The sequence below is a fragment of the Bacillus sp. TE9106W genome (genome assembly GCF_054062215.1).
On the sequence record NZ_JBSSFA010000008.1, the window covers coordinates 15,173 to 37,211 of the forward strand.

Annotated in this window: 22 protein-coding genes and 4 tRNA genes; 25 read left to right on the top strand and 1 reads right to left on the bottom strand. The window is 36.5% G+C overall.

Going from position 1 to position 22,039, the window contains the following annotated elements; all coding sequences use genetic code 11:
• Positions 1-14: 14 nt before the first annotated feature.
• From rsmG to spo0J, 4 genes are all read left to right on the top strand, one after another.
• A complete protein-coding gene (gene rsmG, locus ACVWY7_RS15795) occupies positions 15-734 on the top strand; it encodes a 16S rRNA (guanine(527)-N(7))-methyltransferase RsmG (RefSeq protein ID WP_073524543.1) in 720 nt (239 codons plus the stop codon).
• 104 nt (positions 735-838) lie between these two features.
• Positions 839-1,711 carry a nucleoid occlusion protein gene (gene noc, locus ACVWY7_RS15800; RefSeq protein WP_000799028.1) on the top strand — a complete coding sequence of 291 codons (873 nt, stop codon included), beginning with the start codon at positions 839-841 and terminating at the stop codon, positions 1,709-1,711.
• A 190-nt stretch (positions 1,712-1,901) separates the two neighbouring features.
• Complete coding sequence (soj, locus tag ACVWY7_RS15805) at positions 1,902-2,663, top strand: sporulation initiation inhibitor protein Soj (RefSeq protein ID WP_000516114.1); 762 nt, start codon at positions 1,902-1,904, stop codon at positions 2,661-2,663.
• Entirely contained in the window at positions 2,656-3,507 is an 852-nt protein-coding gene (gene spo0J / locus ACVWY7_RS15810) for a stage 0 sporulation protein Spo0J (RefSeq protein WP_001051840.1), read from the top strand. The genes soj and spo0J overlap by 8 nt, the downstream gene beginning before the upstream one ends.
• Positions 3,508-3,527: 20 nt before the next feature.
• On the opposite strand, the gene yyaC is transcribed toward spo0J, so the two are convergent.
• A complete protein-coding gene (gene yyaC, locus ACVWY7_RS15815) occupies positions 3,528-4,124 on the bottom strand; it encodes a spore protease YyaC (RefSeq protein WP_001020723.1) in 597 nt (198 codons plus the stop codon).
• A 259-nt stretch (positions 4,125-4,383) separates the two neighbouring features.
• On the opposite strand from yyaC, the gene ACVWY7_RS15820 reads away from it, so the two are divergent.
• The 21 genes from ACVWY7_RS15820 to ACVWY7_RS15920 all read left to right on the top strand — a co-directional run bounded on the left by ACVWY7_RS15820 (position 4,384) and on the right by ACVWY7_RS15920 (position 22,034).
• On the top strand, positions 4,384-5,265 hold the full coding sequence (locus ACVWY7_RS15820) for a mechanosensitive ion channel family protein (RefSeq protein ID WP_000382910.1): 882 nt from the start codon (positions 4,384-4,386) through the stop codon (positions 5,263-5,265).
• Between the two features lie 20 nt (positions 5,266-5,285).
• Positions 5,286-5,483, top strand: a complete 198-nt coding sequence (locus tag ACVWY7_RS15825; protein WP_000436051.1) for a DUF951 domain-containing protein — start codon at positions 5,286-5,288, stop codon at positions 5,481-5,483.
• Positions 5,484-5,598: 115 nt separating this feature from the next.
• Positions 5,599-6,699, top strand: a complete 1,101-nt coding sequence (gene ychF / locus ACVWY7_RS15830; protein WP_000524669.1) for a redox-regulated ATPase YchF — start codon at positions 5,599-5,601, stop codon at positions 6,697-6,699.
• Positions 6,700-6,890: 191 nt separating this feature from the next.
• Positions 6,891-7,181, top strand: a complete 291-nt coding sequence (gene rpsF, locus ACVWY7_RS15835) for a 30S ribosomal protein S6 (protein ID WP_001233779.1) — start codon at positions 6,891-6,893, stop codon at positions 7,179-7,181.
• 26 nt (positions 7,182-7,207) lie between these two features.
• Positions 7,208-7,729 (top strand): single-stranded DNA-binding protein, encoded by a 522-nt coding sequence (ssb, locus tag ACVWY7_RS15840; protein ID WP_000981967.1) that lies wholly within the window; start codon positions 7,208-7,210, stop codon positions 7,727-7,729.
• 45 nt (positions 7,730-7,774) lie between these two features.
• Positions 7,775-8,008 carry a 30S ribosomal protein S18 gene (rpsR, locus tag ACVWY7_RS15845; protein WP_000918874.1) on the top strand — a complete coding sequence of 78 codons (234 nt, stop codon included), beginning with the start codon at positions 7,775-7,777 and terminating at the stop codon, positions 8,006-8,008.
• 80 nt (positions 8,009-8,088) lie between these two features.
• Positions 8,089-9,024: a YybS family protein gene (locus ACVWY7_RS15850; RefSeq protein WP_139242296.1), complete on the top strand. Its 936-nt coding sequence runs from the start codon at positions 8,089-8,091 to the stop codon at positions 9,022-9,024.
• A 78-nt stretch (positions 9,025-9,102) separates the two neighbouring features.
• Positions 9,103-11,076 carry a DHH family phosphoesterase gene (locus ACVWY7_RS15855; protein ID WP_001113900.1) on the top strand — a complete coding sequence of 658 codons (1,974 nt, stop codon included), beginning with the start codon at positions 9,103-9,105 and terminating at the stop codon, positions 11,074-11,076.
• Positions 11,073-11,519 (top strand): 50S ribosomal protein L9, encoded by a 447-nt coding sequence (rplI, locus tag ACVWY7_RS15860; protein ID WP_000864235.1) that lies wholly within the window; start codon positions 11,073-11,075, stop codon positions 11,517-11,519. Before ACVWY7_RS15855 ends, rplI begins: the two co-directional genes overlap by 4 nt.
• A 27-nt stretch (positions 11,520-11,546) precedes the next feature.
• On the top strand, positions 11,547-12,908 hold the full coding sequence (dnaB, locus tag ACVWY7_RS15865) for a replicative DNA helicase (protein WP_001286244.1): 1,362 nt from the start codon (positions 11,547-11,549) through the stop codon (positions 12,906-12,908).
• 215 nt (positions 12,909-13,123) lie between these two features.
• The gene (locus tag ACVWY7_RS15870; RefSeq protein WP_000100223.1) at positions 13,124-14,413 is read left to right on the top strand and encodes an adenylosuccinate synthase; all 1,290 of its coding nucleotides are present in this window, start codon (positions 13,124-13,126) and stop codon (positions 14,411-14,413) included.
• A 140-nt stretch (positions 14,414-14,553) separates the two neighbouring features.
• Positions 14,554-14,629 (top strand) — tRNA-Lys (locus tag ACVWY7_RS15875).
• Positions 14,630-14,642: 13 nt separating this feature from the next.
• Positions 14,643-14,714: transfer RNA gene (locus ACVWY7_RS15880), tRNA-Glu, on the top strand.
• A gap of 21 nt (positions 14,715-14,735) precedes the next feature.
• Positions 14,736-14,811: transfer RNA gene (locus ACVWY7_RS15885), tRNA-Asp, on the top strand.
• A 41-nt stretch (positions 14,812-14,852) separates the two neighbouring features.
• Positions 14,853-14,925 (top strand) — tRNA-Phe (locus tag ACVWY7_RS15890).
• Between the two features lie 403 nt (positions 14,926-15,328).
• On the top strand, positions 15,329-16,036 hold the full coding sequence (gene walR / locus ACVWY7_RS15895) for a cell wall metabolism DNA-binding response regulator WalR (RefSeq protein ID WP_000971872.1): 708 nt from the start codon (positions 15,329-15,331) through the stop codon (positions 16,034-16,036).
• A gap of 3 nt (positions 16,037-16,039) precedes the next feature.
• Positions 16,040-17,881 (top strand): cell wall metabolism sensor histidine kinase WalK, encoded by a 1,842-nt coding sequence (walK, locus tag ACVWY7_RS15900; protein ID WP_000755361.1) that lies wholly within the window; start codon positions 16,040-16,042, stop codon positions 17,879-17,881.
• The gene (locus tag ACVWY7_RS15905) at positions 17,878-19,194 is read left to right on the top strand and encodes a YycH family regulatory protein (protein WP_456523859.1); all 1,317 of its coding nucleotides are present in this window, start codon (positions 17,878-17,880) and stop codon (positions 19,192-19,194) included. The genes walK and ACVWY7_RS15905 overlap by 4 nt, the downstream gene beginning before the upstream one ends.
• The gene (locus ACVWY7_RS15910; protein ID WP_000383731.1) at positions 19,175-20,017 is read left to right on the top strand and encodes a two-component system regulatory protein YycI; all 843 of its coding nucleotides are present in this window, start codon (positions 19,175-19,177) and stop codon (positions 20,015-20,017) included. Before ACVWY7_RS15905 ends, ACVWY7_RS15910 begins: the two co-directional genes overlap by 20 nt.
• Positions 20,001-20,795, top strand: coding sequence for an MBL fold metallo-hydrolase (locus ACVWY7_RS15915; RefSeq protein WP_000522833.1), 795 nt, complete (start codon positions 20,001-20,003; stop codon positions 20,793-20,795). Before ACVWY7_RS15910 ends, ACVWY7_RS15915 begins: the two co-directional genes overlap by 17 nt.
• A 63-nt stretch (positions 20,796-20,858) precedes the next feature.
• Positions 20,859-22,034, top strand: a complete 1,176-nt coding sequence (locus ACVWY7_RS15920) for a S1C family serine protease (RefSeq protein ID WP_000008053.1) — start codon at positions 20,859-20,861, stop codon at positions 22,032-22,034.
• The last annotated feature ends 5 nt before the right edge of the window (positions 22,035-22,039 follow it).

The following is a 22,039-nucleotide window of genomic DNA, read 5'->3' on the forward strand; positions in this document are numbered from 1 at the left end:
GGAGATATTGTTAGATGAACATAGAACAATTTCAATCTATGCTAGAAGAGAAGGGTATCACCCTCTCTTCTAGACAGTTAGAGCAGTTCGAAATCTACTTCGAAACATTAGTAGAATGGAATGAAAAAATGAATTTAACGGCTATTACGGAGAAAGAGGAAGTATATTTAAAACACTTTTTTGATTCCATTACAGCTGCTTTTTATTATGATTTTTCAAAACCATTCTCAATTTGTGATGTTGGCGCAGGAGCTGGATTCCCAAGTATTCCTTTAAAAATTTGTTTCCCGCATTTAAAAGTGACAATTGTAGACTCATTGCAAAAACGTATTAATTTCTTAAATCATTTAGCACAAAAGTTGGAATTAAGTGACGTCGCGTTTTGTCACGATCGTGCTGAAACATTTGGGAAAAAAGAAGGTGTACGTGAAGTGTACGACATTGTAATGGCACGTGCAGTTGCGCGTCTTTCAGTATTAAGTGAGCTATGTTTACCGCTTGTAAAAGTTGGGGGAACATTCATTGCAATGAAAGGTGCCGCAGCAAACGAAGAAATTGAAAATGGTAAGTATGCTTTAGAGGTGCTAGGCGGGGATCTAAAAGAAATGTCTACGTTCCAATTACCGTTTGAAGAAAGTGAACGTAATATTTTATTAATCGAGAAAAAGCGCAAGACACCAAAGAAATATCCACGCAAACCGGGAACACCCAATAAATTACCTATTGAAAAATAAATCTTATTAGACGTAAGATTAAATTATATAAATGAAAACGTAAATGTTTCAAAGGAAACATTTTATGGAGAATAGTCAATAGGCCTAAAGGTGGTGGAATATGTATGAAAAATACGTTTTCTCGTTTATTTGGCTTTGGAGATAAAGAGAGCGAATTCGAATTACAAGACGAAAGCCATGAAGAAATAGATAAAAAGGTATATGAAGAAATACAAGAAATTCCGATAGTAAATATTACCCCTAACCGTTATCAACCACGAACAGTTTTTGATGATGCGCGTATTGAGGAATTAGCATTAACAATTCGTACACACGGACTTATTCAGCCAATTGTTGTGAGGCAATATGAGGATGATAAGTACGAGATTATTGCTGGAGAAAGGCGTTTCCGTGCAGCAACAAAGTTAGGGTGGGAAAAGGTTCCTGCAATTATAAAAAACTTAAATGATACAGAAACAGCTTCTGTGGCTTTAATTGAAAACTTGCAACGTGAGGAACTAACAGCAATCGAGGAAGCTGTGGCGTATCAAAAGCTAATTGAGTTACATAATTTAACGCAAGAAGCATTGGCACAAAGACTTGGAAAAGGACAATCTACAATCGCAAATAAGTTGCGATTGTTAAAGTTGCCTGAAGAAATAAAAAGTGCGTTATTAGAAAAAAGTATTACAGAACGCCATGCCCGCGCGCTTATTCCTTTAAAGAATGAGGAATTACAACTGAAGGTTTTACAGGAGATTGTGGAAAAACAACTGAATGTAAAGCAAACAGAGGAACGAATTACGAAATTACTAGAGGAAGCAAAACCGAAGCGTAAGGCAAAGCAAAAGGCGGTCAGTCGAGATACGAGAATTGCTATGAATACAATTAGGCAGTCATTACAAATGGTTGCTGATAGTGGTTTAAATGTTAATTCTGAGGAAGAAGAATTTGATGAATACTATCAAATTACAATTCAAATTCCGAAGAAAAAATAATAATGGCGTGCTAGAGACCTAATCCTATTGGATAGGTCTCTTTTACTATATTTTCTTGTTAGATGAAGAAGGAGTTTACAAATAAATTTTGAAGTTTAATAAGGACGTAAAAGAAAAACTTTTATTTCATGTTACAATAAACGTAATTGTTATTAGAAATATGATAGAAAGGTTGAAAGTAGGTGACATCATGGGAAAAATCATTGCTATTGCCAATCAAAAAGGTGGCGTTGGGAAAACAACAACATCTGTTAATTTAGGGGCTGGATTGGCACAAGTAGGTAAAAAGGTCCTTCTTGTAGATATTGATGCTCAAGGAAATGCAACGACTGGTGTGGGAATTGAAAAATCCGAATTAGATCAATGTATTTACAATGTTCTTGTGGAAGATGCAGATGTTCAAGGGGTTATACAGAAAACCGCAACTGAAAACTTAGATGTTCTACCCGCTACAATTCAATTGGCAGGTGCTGAAATTGAATTGGTACCGACTATTTCCCGGGAAGTACGTTTGCAAAGGGCATTACAGCCAGTTCGTGATGAATATGATTATATTATTATCGACTGTCCCCCGTCCTTAGGGTTATTAACGATTAATGCATTAACTGCAGCGGATTCTGTTATTATTCCTGTTCAATGCGAATATTACGCACTAGAAGGGTTAAGTCAGCTATTAAATACAGTTCGACTTGTGCAAAAGCACTTAAATAAAAATCTAGCAATTCAAGGTGTATTGCTAACAATGTTGGATGCCCGTACAAATTTAGGGATTCAAGTTATAGATGAAGTGAAAAAATACTTTAGGGATAAAGTATATCGTTCAATTATCCCTCGTAATGTTCGTTTGAGTGAAGCACCAAGTCATGGGAAACCAATTATGCAGTATGACGCTAAATCAAGAGGGGCAGAAGTATATATAGATTTAGCAGAGGAAGTGATTGCAGGTGGCTAAAGGATTAGGAAGAGGAATCAATGTGTTTTTTCCTGATTTAGATGTGAAAGAAGAAGAGACAATTCAGGAGATTGTGATAACTGAATTAAGGCCGAATCCATATCAACCACGTAAACACTTTAATAAAGAGGCGATTCAGGAATTATCGGCTTCCATTAAAGAGCACGGCATATTACAACCGTTAATTGCTAGAAAGAGTATTAAGGGATATGAAATTGTTGCAGGTGAAAGAAGATATCGTGCCGCTAAAGAAGCAGGACTCGAAAAGGTACCTGCTGTTGTAAGACAATTAAATGAGCAGCAAATGATGGAGTTTGCATTGCTTGAAAACTTACAGCGAGAAGATTTAAATCCAATGGAAGAAGCAATGGCATACCAAATGTTAATGAATGAGCTAAATGTGACGCAAGAACAATTAGCAAAACGTCTTGGTAAAAGCAGACCTTACATTGCAAACTATACGCGGTTATTGAGCCTTCCTTCTTTTGTTCAAGATATGATTGCAAATGGTCAACTTTCAATGGCTCATGGGAGAACCTTGCTTACGATAAAAGATGAAGAACAATTGAAATCTTTATTGAAACGAATCGAAAAAGAAGGACTAAATGTTCGTCAATTAGAGAAAATTGTTCAGGAGATTAATCAAAGCGTTTCACGTGAAACAAAACAAGTGAAAAAAGAGAGAAACATATTTTTCATAGAGCGCGAAACGTTCTTGAGAGAAAAGTTTGGCACAGATGTGAAAATTAAAGAAACGAAAAAAGAAAAAGGTAAAATCGAAATTGAATTTTTTAATAAAGAAGATTTAAATCGTATTTTAGAATTATTAGCGCAGAAAAACTAAAAAGCAAACCATCTTATTATTTATAGATGGTTTGCTTTTTTTAATGCACATATTTTTTGATCCGTTTCTTTTATACTCTGTGCGATTACGTCAGCCATTTTCATGACTAAACTTAATCTTGTGTTTTGTAGAACGAAAAACTCCATAAAACCATTTAAATTTACGATGCCATGAATATGTAAATCACCGACTGCAGGTAATTTTTTGTTCATCGCGGCTCCAGGTTTACTAGGTCCCATTCCGGTAGTGATGGAGCCAATACTTTGAGACTTTCCTAAACAGGCATCAACCGCAATGATAAATGAAGCAGGATTATCTTTCTGTATATTCTGAATTTTTTCTTCTAAATTTAGCGCATGTACTGGTTCATCTAGTGTGCCGAAAACTTGGAAATTTTTAATTCCTACTTGTTCTAGCTTCGTACCGACTAATGGACCAAGTGCATCACCTGTAGAACGATCTGTTCCGATACAAACGAGAATAATTGGTATATGAGTTTTTATAGGGATGTGGGAAAGTAAGAAGTTACTAATTGTCTCAGAGGCTTCTAAATCTTGGTGCATAACGTTTTGAGTTTCTTTTTCGAAAAAAGGTAAGCGAAAACTTCCAATATTCATGAAGCACCCATCCTTTTAATAAATTTTCAAAATATGTTATATGGTGAGTGAAATGGAAAACTATAAGTGCGTACTTGCTGTAAAACTTAAGTGAAAACGGAAATAATAGTACTAGTATATATATATTTGTTTCATTTTATACCTGCATGGAAGTTAACAAATGTAATTAAAGACATAAAATTTTTTCAGCAATTAGGAGACTTCTGATACAATAAGAAGGATAACTAAAAAGAAATTTTGGCTGGAGAGGTAGAGGTACATGGATGTATTAACGAAGTGGTTTAATGCTACGAAACAGTATTTATTAGATGCTGATCGTTGGGCTGATATTGGAATTGCGACATTAAAAATATGTATCATTTTAACAATTGGTGCAATTGTAGTACGAATTGCAAGAGCGGTTGTACGAAATGCGTTTCGTATGGGAAGTCGTTCGCCAATTCAAATTTCAGAACGTCGTACAGTTACAGTAGCGAAGTTACTTGAAAATATTGTGGCATACGTTGTTATGTTTATTATGTTAATTGCGATTTTAGGTGTGTTCAATATTAATGCATCAGGTTTATTAGCCGGTGCTGGGGTAATTGGTTTAGCAGTCGGATTTGGTGCTCAAAGTTTGGTGAAAGATGTTATTACAGGGTTATTTATCTTGTTAGAAGATCAATTTTCAGTTGGTGACTATGTGAAAATTGGTCAGTTTGAAGGTGTCGTTTTAGAAATTGGACTTCGTACAACGAAAGTGAAAAGTTGGACAGGTGAAATTCATACTTTACCAAACGGAAGTATCGTTCAAGTTACCAACTATTCAGTTAGTAATAGTGTAGCATTTGTTGACGTATCTATTTCGTATGAGGCTGATATAGCAAAAGCAGAGCAAGTCATTGAAGAATTATTAGAAGAATTACCTGCACAATATGAGCAAATGGTAACAACGCCTCAGTTATTAGGCGTGCAAACATTAGCTGCATCAGAAGTTATATTACGTGTTATTGCAGAAGTAGAGCCGATGCAACATGCGGTTATTGCAAGAGCACTTCGTAAAGAAATTAAAAATCGCCTAGATTTACATGGTATTGAAATTCCATATCCACGTATGGTTTTATATAATCGTGAAGAGTTAGTGAGTGGAAAAGCAATTTAATATGGAGAGGGGTTTGGAGAATGGAGCAAAAGCAGTATAACTTGTACGATGTTGTGGAAATGAAGAAAGCCCACCCATGTGGGGAGAATCGTTGGAAGATTATTCGTATGGGAATGGATATCCGCATTAAGTGCGAGGGATGTGACCATTCAGTAATGATTCCTCGAAGAGAGTTTGATCGTAAGGTGAAAAAAATACTTGTGAAGCACGAAGAATAGAGAGAAAGTAACAGTTGCAGTGGGTAGCTGTTACTTTTTTTCGTTTGGAGGAAACTTGTCATTTTTTTCGTTACTATCTATAATGATGAAAGATTGAGACATAGGAGTGAAAAATATGGGATTAACGGCTGGGATTGTTGGATTACCTAACGTAGGGAAGTCCACTTTATTTAATGCAATTACACAAGCAGGAGCAGAATCTGCGAACTATCCATTCTGTACAATTGATCCAAACGTAGGGATTGTAGAAGTACCAGATGAGCGTTTAAATAAATTAACGGAATTAGTAGAACCGAAAAAAACTGTTCCGACTGTATTTGAGTTTACTGATATTGCAGGTATCGTAAAAGGTGCGAGTAAAGGTGAAGGTTTAGGAAATAAATTCTTATCTCACATTCGCCAAGTAGATGCAATTTGCCAAGTTGTTCGTTGTTTTGAAGACGAAAATATTACGCATGTTTCAGGTAAAGTAGATCCAATTGATGATATTGAAACAATCAACTTAGAGCTAATCTTAGCAGACTTAGAATCTGTTGATAAACGTATCGAACGTGTTGCGAAATTAGCAAGACAAAAGGATAAAGAAGCAGTATATGAGCATGAAATTTTAGTACGTTTAAAAGAAGCTTTTGAAGAGGGAAAACCAGCTCGTACTGTTGAATTTACAGAAGAGCAAATGAAGATTGTTAAAGGTCTTCATTTACTGACAACGAAAGAAATGTTATACGTAGCAAACGTAAGCGAGGACGATGTTATCGATCCTTCTGAAAATAAATACGTACAAATGGTAAAAGAATTTGCTGCAAATGAAAATTCTCAAGTAATCGTTGTATGTGCAAAAATCGAATCAGAAATTGCTGAGCTAGACGAGGAAGAGAAAAAAGTCTTCCTTGAAGAACTGGGCATTGAGGAATCTGGTTTAGATCAATTAATTCGTGCTGCATATGATTTATTAGGACTTGCTACGTACTTCACAGCAGGTGTGCAAGAAGTACGTGCATGGACGTTCAAACAAGGTATGAAAGCACCACAATGTGCCGGCGTAATTCATACAGACTTTGAGCGTGGATTTATTCGTGCAGAAACAGTTTCTTACGAAGACTTAATGACAAACGGTTCTATGACAGCTGCAAAAGAAGCTGGTAAAGTTCGTTTAGAAGGAAAAGAGTATATCGTAAAAGACGGAGACGTTATGCATTTCCGTTTCAACGTTTAATTTAATATTTCCTAGGAAAAATAAAGATATGAACTTGGCAAATATATTATGTGTTTGCCAAGTTTTTTATGTATGGGTGAGTTGATTCATCTAACTTACTATGATATAATCTAAACTCGTGAGTAATTACTATAAATTAATTGCTCCTTGCCCATTACGGGCCGTTTAGACCAAAAGGAGGTGAAAGTGTAATGAGAAAGTACGAAATTATGTACATCATTCGTCCTGGCGTTGAAGAAGAAGCTCAAAAAGCTTTAGTTGAACGTTTTGCAGGTGTTTTAACAAACAATGGTGCAGAAATCATTAACACGAAAGAGTGGGGTAAGCGTCGTTTAGCTTACGAAATCAACGACTTACGTGAAGGTTTCTACATGATCTTAAACGTGAATGCTAACGCAGAAGCGATTAACGAATTCGATCGTTTAGCTAAGATCAACGAAGATATCCTTCGTCATATCGTTGTTAAAGAAGAAGAAAAATAATTGATATATAAGGGAGAGTGGTTCGATTGATGAATCGTGTTATCCTCGTTGGTCGTTTAACTAAGGACCCTGACTTACGTTACACGCCCAATGGTGTTGCAGTAGCTACTTTTACGTTAGCTGTGAATCGCGCATTTGCGAATCAACAAGGTGAGCGTGAAGCTGACTTTATTAATTGTGTAATATGGCGTAAACAAGCAGAAAACGTAGCAAATTATTTGAAAAAAGGTAGCTTAGCAGGCGTAGACGGACGTCTTCAAACTCGTAATTACGAGGGACAAGATGGTAAACGTGTATATGTAACAGAAGTTCTTGCGGAAAGCGTACAATTTTTAGAGCCGCGTAATGGCGGTGGGGAGCAACGTGGTTCATTTAATCAGCAACCATCAGGAGCTGGTTTCGGTAACCAAAGCTCTAACCCATTTGGTCAATCTAGTAATTCAGGCAACCAAGGTAACCAAGGAAACTCTGGATTTACGAAGAATGACGATCCATTTTCAAATGTAGGTCAACCGATCGACATTTCCGACGACGATTTACCGTTCTAATACAGTAAATTTGTTAGTTTTAACAAAGAATGGAGGGAAATAGACATGGCAGGACGCAAAGGTGGACGTGCGAAACGTCGTAAGGTGTGTTTCTTCACATCTAACGGCATCACTCGCATCGATTATAAAGATGTTGATTTATTAAAACGTTTCGTTTCTGAGCGTGGTAAAATTTTACCTCGTCGTGTAACAGGAACAAGCGCAAAATACCAACGCAAACTTACAGTTGCAATTAAACGTGCTCGTCAAATGGCACTTTTACCATATGTTGGTGAATAATAGCGTATGAAATGCACAGTAGAGTCGGACTCTACTGTGCATTTTGCTATGCTTTTCTTTTTTGAAAGAGAGGTTAGATGATGAAAAACACAAAATTTATTACTGAAGGTGCAGCGTTGTTAGCGATATATGCAATGCTATTGCTTATATCTATGTATGTTCCAATTTTAGGTACAGTTGTAACGTTTGCATTGCCGTTGCCATTTATATTGCTAACGATAAGATATAAATTATCCAGTGCCTTTGTAATTTTTACGGCGGCGCTTTTTATTACTGTTATCGTCAGCCAACCGATGAACTTAGTAAAGACAACTATGTTTGGGGTGATAGGCATCGTTTTAGGGTATATGTATAAAAAACAAAAAAAGCCGGTAGAAATTTTGATGGCAGGGACGCTTGCTTACTTAATTGGTATTATGCTCATTTATGTTGCAAGTATAAAGTTTTTTAACATAGATTTAATGAAGCAAATGCAAAATATGTTTAATGAAAGTATGACGCAAAGTGAAAAGATAGTTACTGCTGCGGGTATGCCGATTAGTAAAGAGCAAAAAGAGCTATTTGCACAATTTAATGATGTGTTACAAACATTATTCCCGAGTTTGCTTGTCATGGTCTCAGTATGTTTTTCATGGATTACAGTTATGATATCAGGTAGTGTTTTGAGAAAGCTAAAACATGATGTCATACCTTGGCCTAAATTTAAAGATATACAATTACCGAAAAGTATTGTTTGGTATTACGTTATATTTATTTTGCTATCAACTTTTATAAAAGTAGAACCGACATCATATTTACATATGGTATTTTCTAACCTATATGTCATATTTGCTTTACTACTCGTGCTGCAAGGTTTGACGTTTATCGCTTTTTTGGCGCATAGCAAAGGTTTTACGAAAGGGGTTCCTATTATTAGTTTTATTGCCTGCATGTTTATTCCGATGCTGTTTCCTCTTGTGACAATCTTAGGTATAATTGATTTAGGGATTTCATTACGTTCTAAAATAGGAGGATAAAGTAATATTCCTTATACTATTTTAATCTGTTTAACTAACTGGAAGATAAGTTAGTTTTACTTTATAGGAGTTGTATACATGCCTGAATTTTATAAGAAACAGTGGTTTTTATATCCTGTTTATGTATTGGCATTTTTTGTGTTTGTGCTCATTTCAATCCTCTGCTACTTTCATTTAATGATGGGGATAATCTCCTTTTTCATTTTTTGTATCGTCCTTTTTGTTGTTGTACGATTTGAACTTACTTTCCAAAAGAATTTTGAAAAACATACGACAGATATGATTACAAGGGTAAAGAAAGTGAGTAATGAAGCATTTAACCAGATGCCGATTGGTATTTTGTTATACAATAAGGATTATGGGATTGATTGGGCAAATCCTTATTTATCTTCATGTCTGGGGCAGCATGCATTAGCTGGATGGCACCTTTATGATGTATCAGAAACGTTACTTCTTTTTATTAAGGGAGAAACTTCCGATGATATAGTTTCTTTAAATAATCGAAAGTTCCGTGTCTTTGTAAGGAAAGAAGAAAAGTTAATTTATTTCTTTGATGTAACAGAACAAACAGAAATCGAAAAAATGTACGAAGATCAACGTACTGTTTTAGCTGTAATTTATTTAGATAATTATGATGAAGTTACACAAGGATTAGATGATCAATTACGTACGAATATAACAAGTCTTGTAACATCGCGTCTAAATGAATGGGCCGTTAAGTATGGGGCGTATTTAAAACGTGCATCTTCGGAAAGATTCTTCGTTGTACTAAATGAAAGTATTTTAGCACAGATGGAGAAAGGGAAATTTAGTATTTTAGATCAAGTACGTGAAGAAACATCTAAAAGGAATATACCACTTACATTAAGTGTAGGTGTTGGATCAGGTGATTTACCTTTATCTGAGCTTGGAGCTATGGCTCAATCAGGTTTAGACCTTGCGCTTGGACGTGGTGGAGATCAAGTAGCTATTAAACAAGCGACAGGTAAAGTTAAGTTTTATGGTGGTAAGACAAATCCAGTGGAAAAACGTACTCGTGTACGTGCCAGAGTGATTTCTCATGCATTAAAGGATTTAGTACTAGAAAGTAGCAATGTCATTATAATGGGGCATAGGGCTCCTGATATGGACGCAATTGGTGCTGCGATTGGTATTTTAAAAGTGGCGCAATTAAATGAACGAAAAGGATATATTGTGCTCGATGAAAATGATTCTGATAAGGGAATTAAGCGTTTAATGGATAAAGTGAAACAAAATGAAGAGTTATGGTCTCACTTTATTACACCAGAACAAGCGATGGAATTTGCAAATGATGATTCATTACTTGTTGTTGTTGATACGCATAAGCCTTCAATGGTGATGGAAGAAAAACTGTTACGCAAAATTGAAAATGTAGTTGTTATTGACCATCATCGCCGAGGAGAAGATTTTATTGAAGATCCATTGCTTGTTTACATGGAGCCTTATGCTTCTTCCACGGCGGAACTTGTTACAGAATTACTTGAATACCAACCGAAAAATTTAAAAATGACAATGCTAGAAGCAACGGCATTGTTAGCAGGTATTATTGTTGATACGAAAAGCTTTACATTCCGGACAGGTGCTCGTACGTTTGATGCTGCTTCTTATTTACGCTCACACGGTGCAGATACTGTACTTGTACAAGAGCTTTTAAAAGAAGATATGGATCAGTATTTACGGGTTGCAAAAGCTATTAAAAATGCGTACATTTATACAAATGGAATTGCGATTGCAAAAGTTGATAGTGATGATTACTACGATCAAGTGCTTATTGCGCAATCAGCGGACACATTATTAACAATGACAGGAATTATTGCATCATTTGTTATTGCAAAACGTGGCGAGAATTTCATTGGAATTAGCGGCAGGTCTTTAGGTGAAGTGAATGTGCAGCTAATTATGGAAAATTTAGGTGGTGGTGGGCATTTAACAAATGCAGCCACACAAATGAAAAATGTTACAGTAGATGAAGCTGAGGAGAAGCTTCGATTTGTTATTGATGACTATTTACAGGGAGGCACACAATCATGAAAGTAATTTTTCTAAAAGACGTAAAAGGTAAAGGGAAAAAAGGAGAAGTAAAAAACGTACCAGATGGTTATGCAAATAACTTCTTACTAAAACAAGGATTAGCTGCTGAAGCGACAAATAGCAGTATGAAAACTTTAGAAGCTCAAAAACGCAAAGAAGAAAAAGATGCAGCAGCAGAGCTTGAAAGTGCAAAACAATTAAAAGAAACGTTAGAGAAACTAACTGTAGAATTAAAGGCTAAATCTGGAGAAGGTGGCCGTCTATTTGGTTCAATCACAAGTAAACAAATCGTAGATGCAATGCAAAAATCTCACAAGATTAAACTTGATAAGCGTAAATTTGAAATGGATGATGCAATTCGTGCATTAGGCTATACAAATGTTACTGTGAAATTGCATCCGCAAGTAACAGCAACAGTAAAAGTTCATGTTAGTGAACAATAAAAATACGTTAAGCAAGGAGGATTGCGTATGAGTGATGTAATGGCTGATCGTACCCCTCCGCATAATATAGAAGCCGAGCAGGCAGTCCTAGGTGCTATATTGATTGATCAGGATGCATTAACTTCAGCATCGGAACTATTGGTACCTGACTCATTTTATCGAACAAAACATCAAAAGATTTTTGAAGTTATGCTTGGATTATCGGATAAGGGGGAACCAATCGACTTAGTAATGATGACGTCAGCGATGGCTGATCAGGGATTACTAGAAGAAGTTGGTGGGGTTTCTTACTTAGCAGAATTAGCAGAAGTTGTTCCGACTGCTGCTAACGTAGAATATTATGCACGAATCATAGCTGAAAAAGCACTGTTACGTCGTTTAATTCGAACGGCGACTCATATCGTGTCTGATGGATATGAGAGAGAAGATGATGTGGATGGCCTTTTAAATGAGGCTGAGAAAAAAATATTAGAAGTATCTCATCAGACGAATGCGAAAGCATTTCAAAATATTAAAGACGTTCTTGTAGATGCTTACGATAAAATCGAACTTTTGCATAATCAAAAAGGTGAAGTTACCGGGATACCAACTGGGTTTACTGAATTAGATAAGATGACGGCAGGGTTCCAGCGAAATGATTTAATCATCGTGGCGGCACGTCCATCGGTAGGGAAAACGGCATTTTCATTAAATATCGCACAAAACGTAGCGACGAAAACAGATGAAAATGTAGCGATTTTTAGTCTAGAGATGGGTGCTGATCAGCTTGTTATGCGTATGCTATGTGCAGAAGGAAATATTGATGCGCAAAGACTTCGTACCGGGTCATTAACTTCTGATGATTGGGCGAAATTAACGATGGCAATGGGTAGCCTTTCTAATGCTGGAATCTATATTGATGATACGCCGGGGATTAAAGTAAATGAGATTCGAGCAAAATGTCGTAGATTAAAACAAGAACAGGGTCTTGGTATGATCTTGATTGACTACTTGCAGCTTATTCAAGGAAGTGGGAAATCAGGAGAGAACCGTCAGCAGGAAGTATCTGAGATTTCTCGTACACTAAAAGGGATTGCGCGTGAATTACAAGTGCCTGTTATTGCCTTGTCACAGTTATCTCGTGGTGTAGAATCTCGTCAAGATAAACGTCCGATGATGTCTGATATTCGTGAATCGGGAAGTATCGAGCAGGATGCTGATATTGTAGCCTTTCTATATCGTGAGGATTACTATGATCGAGAAACGGAAAATAAAAATACGATTGAAATTATTATTGCAAAGCAGCGTAATGGTCCAGTAGGCTCAGTAGAGCTTGCATTCGTTAAGGAGTTCAATAAGTTCGTTAACTTAGAACGTCGCTTCGAAGATGGACATGCGCCGCCGGCATAAAGATAGTATAAAAAAGAAACGCATTTCTTATAATAAGATGTGTTTCTTTTTTTTTTTATAAAAGATAAGGCTTTCATAATGTGAAAATATAATTCTTACGAACGAAAAAGTTTTTTTATAAAAAAATGTTCGCTTTTTGGTTGACTTCTTTTTCCGTTTTGGTACAATTATATTGTTTGAATAGATCGTTTGAAAATTGCGGAGGTGCTTTAATAATGTCTTCAGTAGTAGTTGTAGGAACACAATGGGGCGACGAAGGAAAAGGTAAAATTACTGATTTTCTTTCTGAGCATGCGGAAGTAGTTGCAAGATATCAAGGTGGAAATAACGCAGGACATACAATCGTTTTTGGTGGAGTTAAATATAAATTACACTTAATTCCATCTGGTATTTTCTATAAAGAGAAAATTTGTGTAATCGGAAACGGCTTAGTAGTAGATCCGAAAGCATTACTTGAAGAGTTAAAATACTTACACGATCGTGGTGTAAGTACTGATAATTTACGCGTAAGTAACCGTGCGCACGTTATTTTACCTTATCACTTAAAACAGGACGAGTTAGAAGAAGCAAGTAAAGGTGATAACAAAATCGGTACAACGAAAAAAGGTATCGGTCCTGCATATATGGACAAAGCTGCTCGTATCGGTATTCGTATGGCTGATCTTTTAGACCGTGAAGCATTTAAAGAGAAGCTTGAGCAAAATTTAGCACAAAAAAATCGTTTATTTGAAAAAATGTACGATACAGAAGGTTTCAGTGTAGACGAAATCTTCGAAGAGTACTTCGAGTACGGACAGCAAATCGCACAATATGTATGTGATACGTCTGTTGTATTAAATGATGCATTAGATAACAATCACCGTGTATTATTTGAAGGTGCACAAGGTGTTATGCTTGATATCGACCACGGTACGTACCCGTTCGTTACATCTTCTAACCCAATTGCTGGTGGTGTAACAGTTGGAACTGGAGTTGGTCCTGCGAAAGTTACTCGCGTTGTAGGTGTATGTAAAGCATATACAAGCCGCGTTGGTGATGGTCCATTCCCTACTGAGCTTCATGACGAAATTGGTCATCAAATTCGTGAAGTTGGTCGTGAGTATGGAACGACAACTGGTCGTCCACGCCGCGTAGGTTGGTTCGATAGCGTTGTTGTAAGACATGCACGTCGTGTTAGTGGTTTAACAGATCTATCATTAAACTCTATCGACGTTCTAACTGGTATTCCAACACTTAAAATTTGTGTTGCTTACAAATGCGATGGCAAAGTTATCGATGAAGTTCCAGCAAACTTAAACATTTTAGCGAAATGTGAGCCTGTATACGAAGAGCTTCCAGGTTGGACAGAAGATATTACTGGTGTAAGATCATTAGATGAGCTTCCTGAAAATGCACGAAAATACGTAGAACGTGTTTCTGAGTTAACAGGAATTCAATTATCTATGTTCTCAGTTGGACCAGATCGTAACCAAACAAATATCGTTCGTAACGTATACGAAGCTTAATTGATATTTTTGAGAAAAACTCATGTCCGCATGAGTTTTTTCTTATCTTTTATAAAAAAATAAAAAAAGGTATTGCAAAATATAAAGAAAACATGTTATGATATATCTTGTCGTCACGAAAATATGACGTTGGTGAGTATGAGCCATTAGCTCAGTTGGTAGAGCATCTGACTTTTAATCAGAGGGTCGAAGGTTCGAGTCCTTCATGGCTCACCATTTTATTTTTCGTGGCCCGTTGGTCAAGTGGTTAAGACACCGCCCTTTCACGGCGGTAACACGGGTTCGAATCCCGTACGGGTCATGTTTTTTTATGTTCATTTTTGGTCCCGTGGTGTAGTGGTTAACATGCCTGCCTGTCACGCAGGAGATCGCCGGTTCGACCCCGGTCGGGACCGCCACTTTTGTTTATACCACCATTAGTGGTTTTATATATAGTTTTGGCTCGGTAGCTCAGTCGGTAGAGCAGAGGACTGAAAATCCTCGTGTCGGCGGTTCGATTCCGTCCCGAGCCACTCTCAGGATATTAAGTGGGCCCACTTAATATCCTTTTTATTTGTGTAATTTTACAAAATTGAGTAGTTATTTTAAAATAGAATGAGGAGCCTCTAGCAGTTGAAGCTAGAGGTTTTTCTATAGATCGTATAGGATTCCGTGTAAAAGTGGATTATACATGAGTCTGTGAGAATAGAGTAGAAGTTACTTAAGCAAAAGATGCGGTCATATAGGGACATACTATGTAGACATCAATGTGTTTAAGGATATTGACCATATTTTTACCCCGCTATTTACCGGGCAGTAAGACCCCCACCTTAAAATTTAGCGAAAGCAAAGAAGTTAGGTGGGAAGCGAGCTGCCCGTAAAAGCCCGATTGGTGAGGGCTGATTAAAGTTTCACTTTATAAGGAGGAAATAGACGATGATGGGAAAGAAAATTTTAGTAGTTGATGATGAAAAGCCGATTGCAGATATTTTGAAGTTCAACCTAGAAAAAGAAGGTTTTGAAATTGTAATGGCGCACGATGGTGATGAAGCAATTGAAAAAGCGACTGAAGAACAGCCAGATATGGTTTTATTAGATATTATGCTACCAGGTAAGGATGGCTTAGAGGTTTGCCGTGAAATACGTAAAAGCTCAGAAATGCCGATTATTATGCTTACAGCGAAGGACTCTGAAATCGATAAAGTATTAGGTTTGGAGCTTGGGGCAGATGATTATGTAACGAAGCCATTTAGTACGAGGGAATTACTTGCTCGCGTGAAGGCGAATTTACGTCGCCATCAGCAAGGTGGTGCTGCAGAAAAAGAAGAAAATACGGAAATGGTTATTGGGCCAATTGTTATCAATCCAAATGCGTATAGTGTAACGAAACGTGAGGAAAATATTGAGCTTACACATCGTGAATTTGAGCTGCTGCATTATTTAGCAAAACATTTAGGTCAAGTTATGACACGCGAACATTTACTGCAAACAGTTTGGGGTTATGACTACTTTGGAGATGTACGTACAGTGGATGTAACAGTTCGTCGTTTACGTGAAAAAATTGAAGATAATCCAAGTCATCCTACATTAATAGTCACTAGACGTGGGGTAGGGTATTACTTGCGTGACCCAGAGCAGGAATAGTATATGAAGAAAGTCGGTTTTTTTCAATCTATTCATTTAAAGTTTGTACTCATATACATGCTATTAATATTGATAGCTATGCAGGTTATTGGGGTATATTTCGTAAGGGAGTTAGAAAAGAGTCTTGTACAAGGATTTAGAGATTCTTTAACGCAGCAAACGAACTTATTAGCATATAACTTGAAACAAGAGTTTAAAAAAAGTCATACAAAAGCAGAAACAGAATCAACAGATGAAACGATTAAAACTTCCATTCGAAAATTTGCCTCTGATCGTAAGAAAGATATTCAAGAGGTAAGTGTATTTGATTCGAATAGAAAGCTGCTCGCTATTTCAGATGAGTCAAAGCAAAACAAGGTAAATAGAACATCAACTGATATAGCTGTTCAGCGGGTATTGGTACAAAAAAAGCCAGAAGTGAAAATTGAGAAGGATGGTCGTACAGGCCATCGTGTACAAGTTATGCTTACTCCTATTCTAGATGATACCGGCAAGGATGCACTTGGTGTTATTTACGTTGTTGCATCTATGGAAGATGTTTATAAGCAGATGAAGGATATTAATCAAATCTTTGCGACCGGAACCGTTATTGCATTACTCGTAACAGCTGTACTTGGAATTTTGTTAGCTCAAACGATTACGAGACCAATCTCTGATATGCGAAGACAAGCGATTGAAATGGCAAAAGGAAACTATTCAAGAAAAGTAAAAGTGCATAGCCATGATGAAATTGGACAATTAGCATTATCTTTCAATAATTTATCAAAAAAATTACAACAAGCTCGTTCTTCGACGGAAAGTGAAAGACGTAAATTGTCATCCGTATTATCACATATGACAGATGGAGTAATTGCTACTGACCGAAAAGGGGACATTATTTTATTAAATGATCCTGCGGAAAAGATGCTAAATGTTTCGCGTGAAACAGCGCTCGATCAATCTGTTTTAGAAGTATTGGGAATACAAGAAGAATTTACGCTAGATCATTTATACGAAGAGCCTGATTCTGTTTTATTAGATTTTAGTACGAGAAATGAGCCATATATTTTACGCGCTAGTTTCTCTGTTATTCAAAAAGAGACAGGGAAAGCAAATGGTTTAATTGCCGTATTATATGACGTAACTGAGCAGGAGCGCATAGAAAGAGAACGCCGCGAGTTTGTAGCAAACGTGTCTCATGAATTAAGAACGCCATTAACGACAATGCGCAGTTATTTAGAGGCACTTACAGACGGTGCGTGGCAAGATCCGAATATTGCACCGCAATTTTTAACAGTTACACAAGAAGAAACAGAAAGAATGATTAGGCTGGTAAATGCGTTATTGCAACTATCTAAACTTGATAGTACGGAGCATCGCTTAATGAAAGAATGGGTTGACTTTACTGACTTCTTCAATAACATTATTGACCGTTTCGAAATGTCTAAAGAACAAAACGTAAGTTTCAAACGATCCTTCTCTAAAAAATCTCGATTTATTGATATGGATACAGATAAAATTACGCAAGTATTGTATAACATTATTTCGAATGCATTAAAGTATTCACCAGAAGGTGGAACAGTAACATATCGCTTACGTGATCGTGGGGAATTATTAGAGATTAGTGTAAGTGACCAAGGAATGGGTATTCCGAAAGAAAACGTCGATAAAATCTTTGAACGTTTTTATCGCGTAGATAAAGCACGTTCAAGACAAATGGGTGGTACAGGACTTGGATTAGCGATTGCGAAAGAAATGATTGAGGCACATGGTGGCTCGATTTGGGCGAAGAGTGAAGAAGGAAAAGGGACAACAATTTATTTCACATTGCCAATGGCAGCGGATGAAGAGGACGATTGGGAATGAGTATGGAAAATGTTAAAACGATAGTTTTAATTAATTTAGTTGTAATTAGTCTATTTCTTACTTTTAACTTATGGACGTATGTGCCAGATTCCACATCTATGCAAAACGCAAAATTTGTACAAGGGAATGAAGGAGCTACGCAAACTAAAATCGCTGATGTTGTCCGCCCTACTTCTATCATCGTGCATAAAGATAAAAATCATTACGGGAGCAAAAGAGAGGGAGATATAGAATCAATCTATAAACCTTTGGAGGCAGGGGAATTACATGATTTCAAAGAGATATCGATTGCTAAGGCTGACTTCCTTTCTTATGTGCATGGTGAAGGGAAAATTGAACTTATTTTCCCTACCAACATCCCATTTGATGCGGTTAAATCTATGTTTAATATGCAAGAAAAAAGTATAAATAAGCCTAAATATTTTAATCGAATTATTCTTGATCCTTCTAGAAGTAGGGATCAGGAAATTAAAATTAATTTTGTTTCTGATGGTGATAACTCTAGAATATATGAGGCAAAATTAAGTGGTATATATTTAAAAGATATTGTAAATGCACAAAATCAATTTGTAGTATCGGCAAAACCTTATTTTGACTATCAAATTAATGATATGAAAAAGCTATATTTACCAGATGGAACGACCGAATTAAGTAATATAACATATATTTCGTCTAATTTAGCGATTGATACATTTAAGAATGCTCTTTTTAGTGACCCACGTTATTTAAGCCCGATTACCGAGCAATCGAAAGAAACATTTACAGATGGTATTAGGTCTATGGAGATTGAAAACGATCATCATATGCTAAAGTATAAAAATTCTTCTGTTTCAAGTGAGAAAACGACAGATAATTTAATGCTTTTACAAAAAAGCTTTGATTTTGTAAATGGTCACAGTGGAAGTCTGGATTCATATCGCTTGGACTATATGAATAAAGGACAGACAGTATTCCGTTTACATGAAGATGGATATTCCGTATTCAACACAGATGGATTAGCTGAATTGAGACAAATATGGGGATCAGAAGAAGTAATGGAGTATGAAAGACCATTGTTGTCTTTAAATACGAAAGGTATAGAACAGAAGGTTACTCTTCCATCAGGGCATGTTGTGATAGCATCCTTAGAAAATAATGCCGCTGTAGATAAAAGATTGATTAAAGACATTGGTATTGGATACAAATTATCACTAGATGGGCAAGTAGCTCGACTACAGCCGATTTGGTATGTAAAGTTTGTTGAAGATGAAGCTGGAAAGCAAAAAATATATGAGTGGAGTGAGGGAGGACTAAATGGATTGGGATCGGATTAAGACCATATTTATTGTGACCTTTTTTGTTTTGGATCTCTTTCTCATCTTTCAATTCATTCAAAAGCAAGATAGTAATCAATTGGAGCTTATTGCAGAAACAAAGATAGATCAAGAATTAAAAGCGAACAAAATTACTATGGGTAATTTCCCTAAAGAACCGAAAAAAGAGTCATTTATTAGGGCTGAAAACAAGGCATTTAAAGAAGAAGATGTACAGTCTTTAAAAAATCAAACGGCGCATATACAAAATATGTACAAAATAGAAAGTAAGCTAAAAGAGCCCTTTTTAAATACAAAATCGTTATCCAAAGATAAGTATAATGATTTTTTGAAGAACTATGTATTGGATGGACAAAAGTATGAGTTTGGGGCGATGAAAGACTCTAAAATTTACTTCTTCCAAAAATATAAAGATAAGCCTATTTTCTATAATGATCAGGCAATGATTGTTGTGGAATTAAATGAAAAAAATGAACTTGTGTCGTACACACAGACGATGCTAACAGATTTAAAAGAAATGGGCGAAAGTGAAAAAACGAAACAGCAAGAAATTATTACTGCCCAAACTGCTTTAGAAAATCTGTATTTAAAAAATAAAATTCATGGGAATACACATGTAAAAGAAGCGCAAATTGGTTATGCCAACCTTACCGCATCTACTTCTAATAACCAAGTACTTGCTCCAACGTGGAATTTAAAAACGGAGCAGAAGCAGGACTTCTTTGTAAATGCAATTGAAGGACAAGTTATGGAATTAGGTGAAAAGGAAAATCAAGTGGTTGATGAACATACTGGAGTGAGAAAGAATGGGGTTGCATTTTAGTGTACTTGCAAGTGGAAGTACAGGGAATATGCTATATGTAGGAACAGATGAAAAAAAATTACTCGTCGATGCAGGTTTAAGCGGCAAAGCAACTGAGGCTTTATTTAAACAAGCAGAATTAAATATAAATGATGTATCGGGTATTCTTGTAACGCATGAACATAGTGACCATATTAAAGGATTAGGTGTATTGGCACGTAAATATGATTTGCCGGTTTATGCAAATGAGAAAACATGGAATGCAATGGAACACTTAATAGGAAATATCCCAACTGACCAAAAGTTTATTTTCTCAGTTGGGGATGTAAAAACATTCGGTGATATTGAGGTCGAATCATTTGGCGTTTCACATGATGCGGCAGAGCCGATGTTCTATGCTTTTCATAACAATAATAGAAAGCTAGCTCTTATTACAGATACGGGATACGTGAGTGACCGTATGAAAGGTGTTATTAAGGGGGCTAATGCTTTCGTGTTTGAAAGTAATCATGACGTGGAAATGCTTCGTATGGGACGTTATCCATGGAGTATTAAACGACGTATTTTAAGTGATGTGGGGCACGTTTGTAATGAAGATGCTGCATTAGCAATGGCGGATGTAATTACAGATGAGACAAAGCATATTTATTTAGCCCATTTGAGTTTAGATAATAACATGAAAGAACTAGCACGTATGTCGGTATCACAAGTATTAGAGGAAAAGGGATTTGGAGTGGGAGAAGCCTTTGAAATTCACGATACAGATCCAAAAATGCCTACAAAAATTCAATACGTATAATTCTCCATTTTAGTAAACAATAAAGGTGAATATAGTTGTTTTCAGGAAGATAGGTGAACAAATATGTCCTTTATTGATGGAGAAAATTATCGTATGAAACGTGCAAGGAAAAAGAAGCATAAAGGTATTGTTATTTCTAGCATAGCAGGAACAATTGTAGGAGCTTCGTTATTTGCATTTGGAGCTCCTTTATTTTCAAATGATACGGACGCGTTTCCGCAAGCTGAAGCAAGTGGAAGTAATATGGCCGAAGCTCAAGGAATTAAACAGATTAGCTTTGTGGATGCTGTTGATCGTGCATCTGAAGCTGTTGTTGGTATTATTAATATTCAACGAGATAATTTTTCAGAGGCAGATTCAGAAGCTGGCACAGGCTCAGGTGTAATTTATAAGAAGACAGATGGTCAAGCTTATATTGTAACGAATAATCATGTTGTTGCTGGGGCAAATCGTATTGAAGTAAGTTTAAGTGACGGTAAGAAGGTGCCAGGAAAGGTATTAGGAACCGATGTAGTCACAGATTTGGCTGTACTAGAGATAGATGCAAAGCATGTGAAAAAGGTAATTGAGATTGGCGATTCTAATGCTGTTCGTAGAGGAGAACCAGTCATTGCGATTGGGAACCCGCTCGGGCTACAATTTTCTGGAACCGTCACACAAGGTATTATTTCGGCTAATGAGCGTATTGTTCCTGTAGATTTAGATCAAGATGGACATTATGATTGGCAAGTAGAAGTATTGCAAACAGACGCAGCAATTAATCCGGGTAATAGTGGTGGTGCGCTTGTAAATGCAGCAGGTCAATTAATTGGTATTAACTCAATGAAAATTGCCGCAAAAGAAGTAGAAGGAATTGGTCTAGCTATTCCGGTGACTAGAGCTGTTCCCATTATGAATGAATTAGAGAAGTACGGAAAAGTAAGAAGACCGTATGTTGGAATTGAACTGAGATCATTAAATGAGATTCCAAACTACTATTGGTCGAAAACATTGCATTTACCAGGCAATGTAACAGAGGGAGTTTGCATTTTAGATGTGAAAAGTCCTTCGCCAGGCACAGATGCTGGTTTACGAGAACACGATGTAATTGTAGCAGTAGATGGAAAACCGGTTCGTGATATTATCGGATTCCGTACGGCCTTATATGATAAAAAAATTAATGATAAAATGACTCTTACGTTTTATCGTGGTACAAAACGAGCAACAACAACGGTTAAACTAGGCATTCAAAAGTATTAAAAACA

Excerpts from the sequence above, each read along its gene's own strand:
- walR (WP_000971872.1), top strand. The coding sequence starts at position 15,329 with ATGATGGGAAAGAAAATTTTAGTAGTTGATGATGAAAAGCCGATTGCA.
- soj (WP_000516114.1), top strand. The coding sequence starts at position 1,902 with ATGGGAAAAATCATTGCTATTGCCAATCAAAAAGGTGGCGTTGGGAAA.
- walK (WP_000755361.1), top strand. The coding sequence starts at position 16,040 with ATGAAGAAAGTCGGTTTTTTTCAATCTATTCATTTAAAGTTTGTACTC.
- ACVWY7_RS15905 (WP_456523859.1), top strand. The coding sequence starts at position 17,878 with ATGAGTATGGAAAATGTTAAAACGATAGTTTTAATTAATTTAGTTGTA.
- rsmG (WP_073524543.1), top strand. The coding sequence starts at position 15 with ATGAACATAGAACAATTTCAATCTATGCTAGAAGAGAAGGGTATCACC.
- rpsR (WP_000918874.1), top strand. The coding sequence starts at position 7,775 with ATGGCAGGACGCAAAGGTGGACGTGCGAAACGTCGTAAGGTGTGTTTC.
- ACVWY7_RS15850 (WP_139242296.1), top strand. The coding sequence starts at position 8,089 with ATGAAAAACACAAAATTTATTACTGAAGGTGCAGCGTTGTTAGCGATA.
- ACVWY7_RS15825 (WP_000436051.1), top strand. The coding sequence starts at position 5,286 with ATGGAGCAAAAGCAGTATAACTTGTACGATGTTGTGGAAATGAAGAAA.
- noc (WP_000799028.1), top strand. The coding sequence starts at position 839 with ATGAAAAATACGTTTTCTCGTTTATTTGGCTTTGGAGATAAAGAGAGC.
- ACVWY7_RS15915 (WP_000522833.1), top strand. The coding sequence starts at position 20,001 with ATGGGGTTGCATTTTAGTGTACTTGCAAGTGGAAGTACAGGGAATATG.
- ACVWY7_RS15820 (WP_000382910.1), top strand. The coding sequence starts at position 4,384 with ATGGATGTATTAACGAAGTGGTTTAATGCTACGAAACAGTATTTATTA.
- yyaC (WP_001020723.1), bottom strand. The coding sequence starts at position 4,124 with ATGAATATTGGAAGTTTTCGCTTACCTTTTTTCGAAAAAGAAACTCAA.
- ACVWY7_RS15910 (WP_000383731.1), top strand. The coding sequence starts at position 19,175 with ATGGATTGGGATCGGATTAAGACCATATTTATTGTGACCTTTTTTGTT.
- rpsF (WP_001233779.1), top strand. The coding sequence starts at position 6,891 with ATGAGAAAGTACGAAATTATGTACATCATTCGTCCTGGCGTTGAAGAA.
- ACVWY7_RS15920 (WP_000008053.1), top strand. The coding sequence starts at position 20,859 with ATGTCCTTTATTGATGGAGAAAATTATCGTATGAAACGTGCAAGGAAA.
- rplI (WP_000864235.1), top strand. The coding sequence starts at position 11,073 with ATGAAAGTAATTTTTCTAAAAGACGTAAAAGGTAAAGGGAAAAAAGGA.
- ACVWY7_RS15870 (WP_000100223.1), top strand. The coding sequence starts at position 13,124 with ATGTCTTCAGTAGTAGTTGTAGGAACACAATGGGGCGACGAAGGAAAA.
- ACVWY7_RS15855 (WP_001113900.1), top strand. The coding sequence starts at position 9,103 with ATGCCTGAATTTTATAAGAAACAGTGGTTTTTATATCCTGTTTATGTA.
- dnaB (WP_001286244.1), top strand. The coding sequence starts at position 11,547 with ATGAGTGATGTAATGGCTGATCGTACCCCTCCGCATAATATAGAAGCC.
- ychF (WP_000524669.1), top strand. The coding sequence starts at position 5,599 with ATGGGATTAACGGCTGGGATTGTTGGATTACCTAACGTAGGGAAGTCC.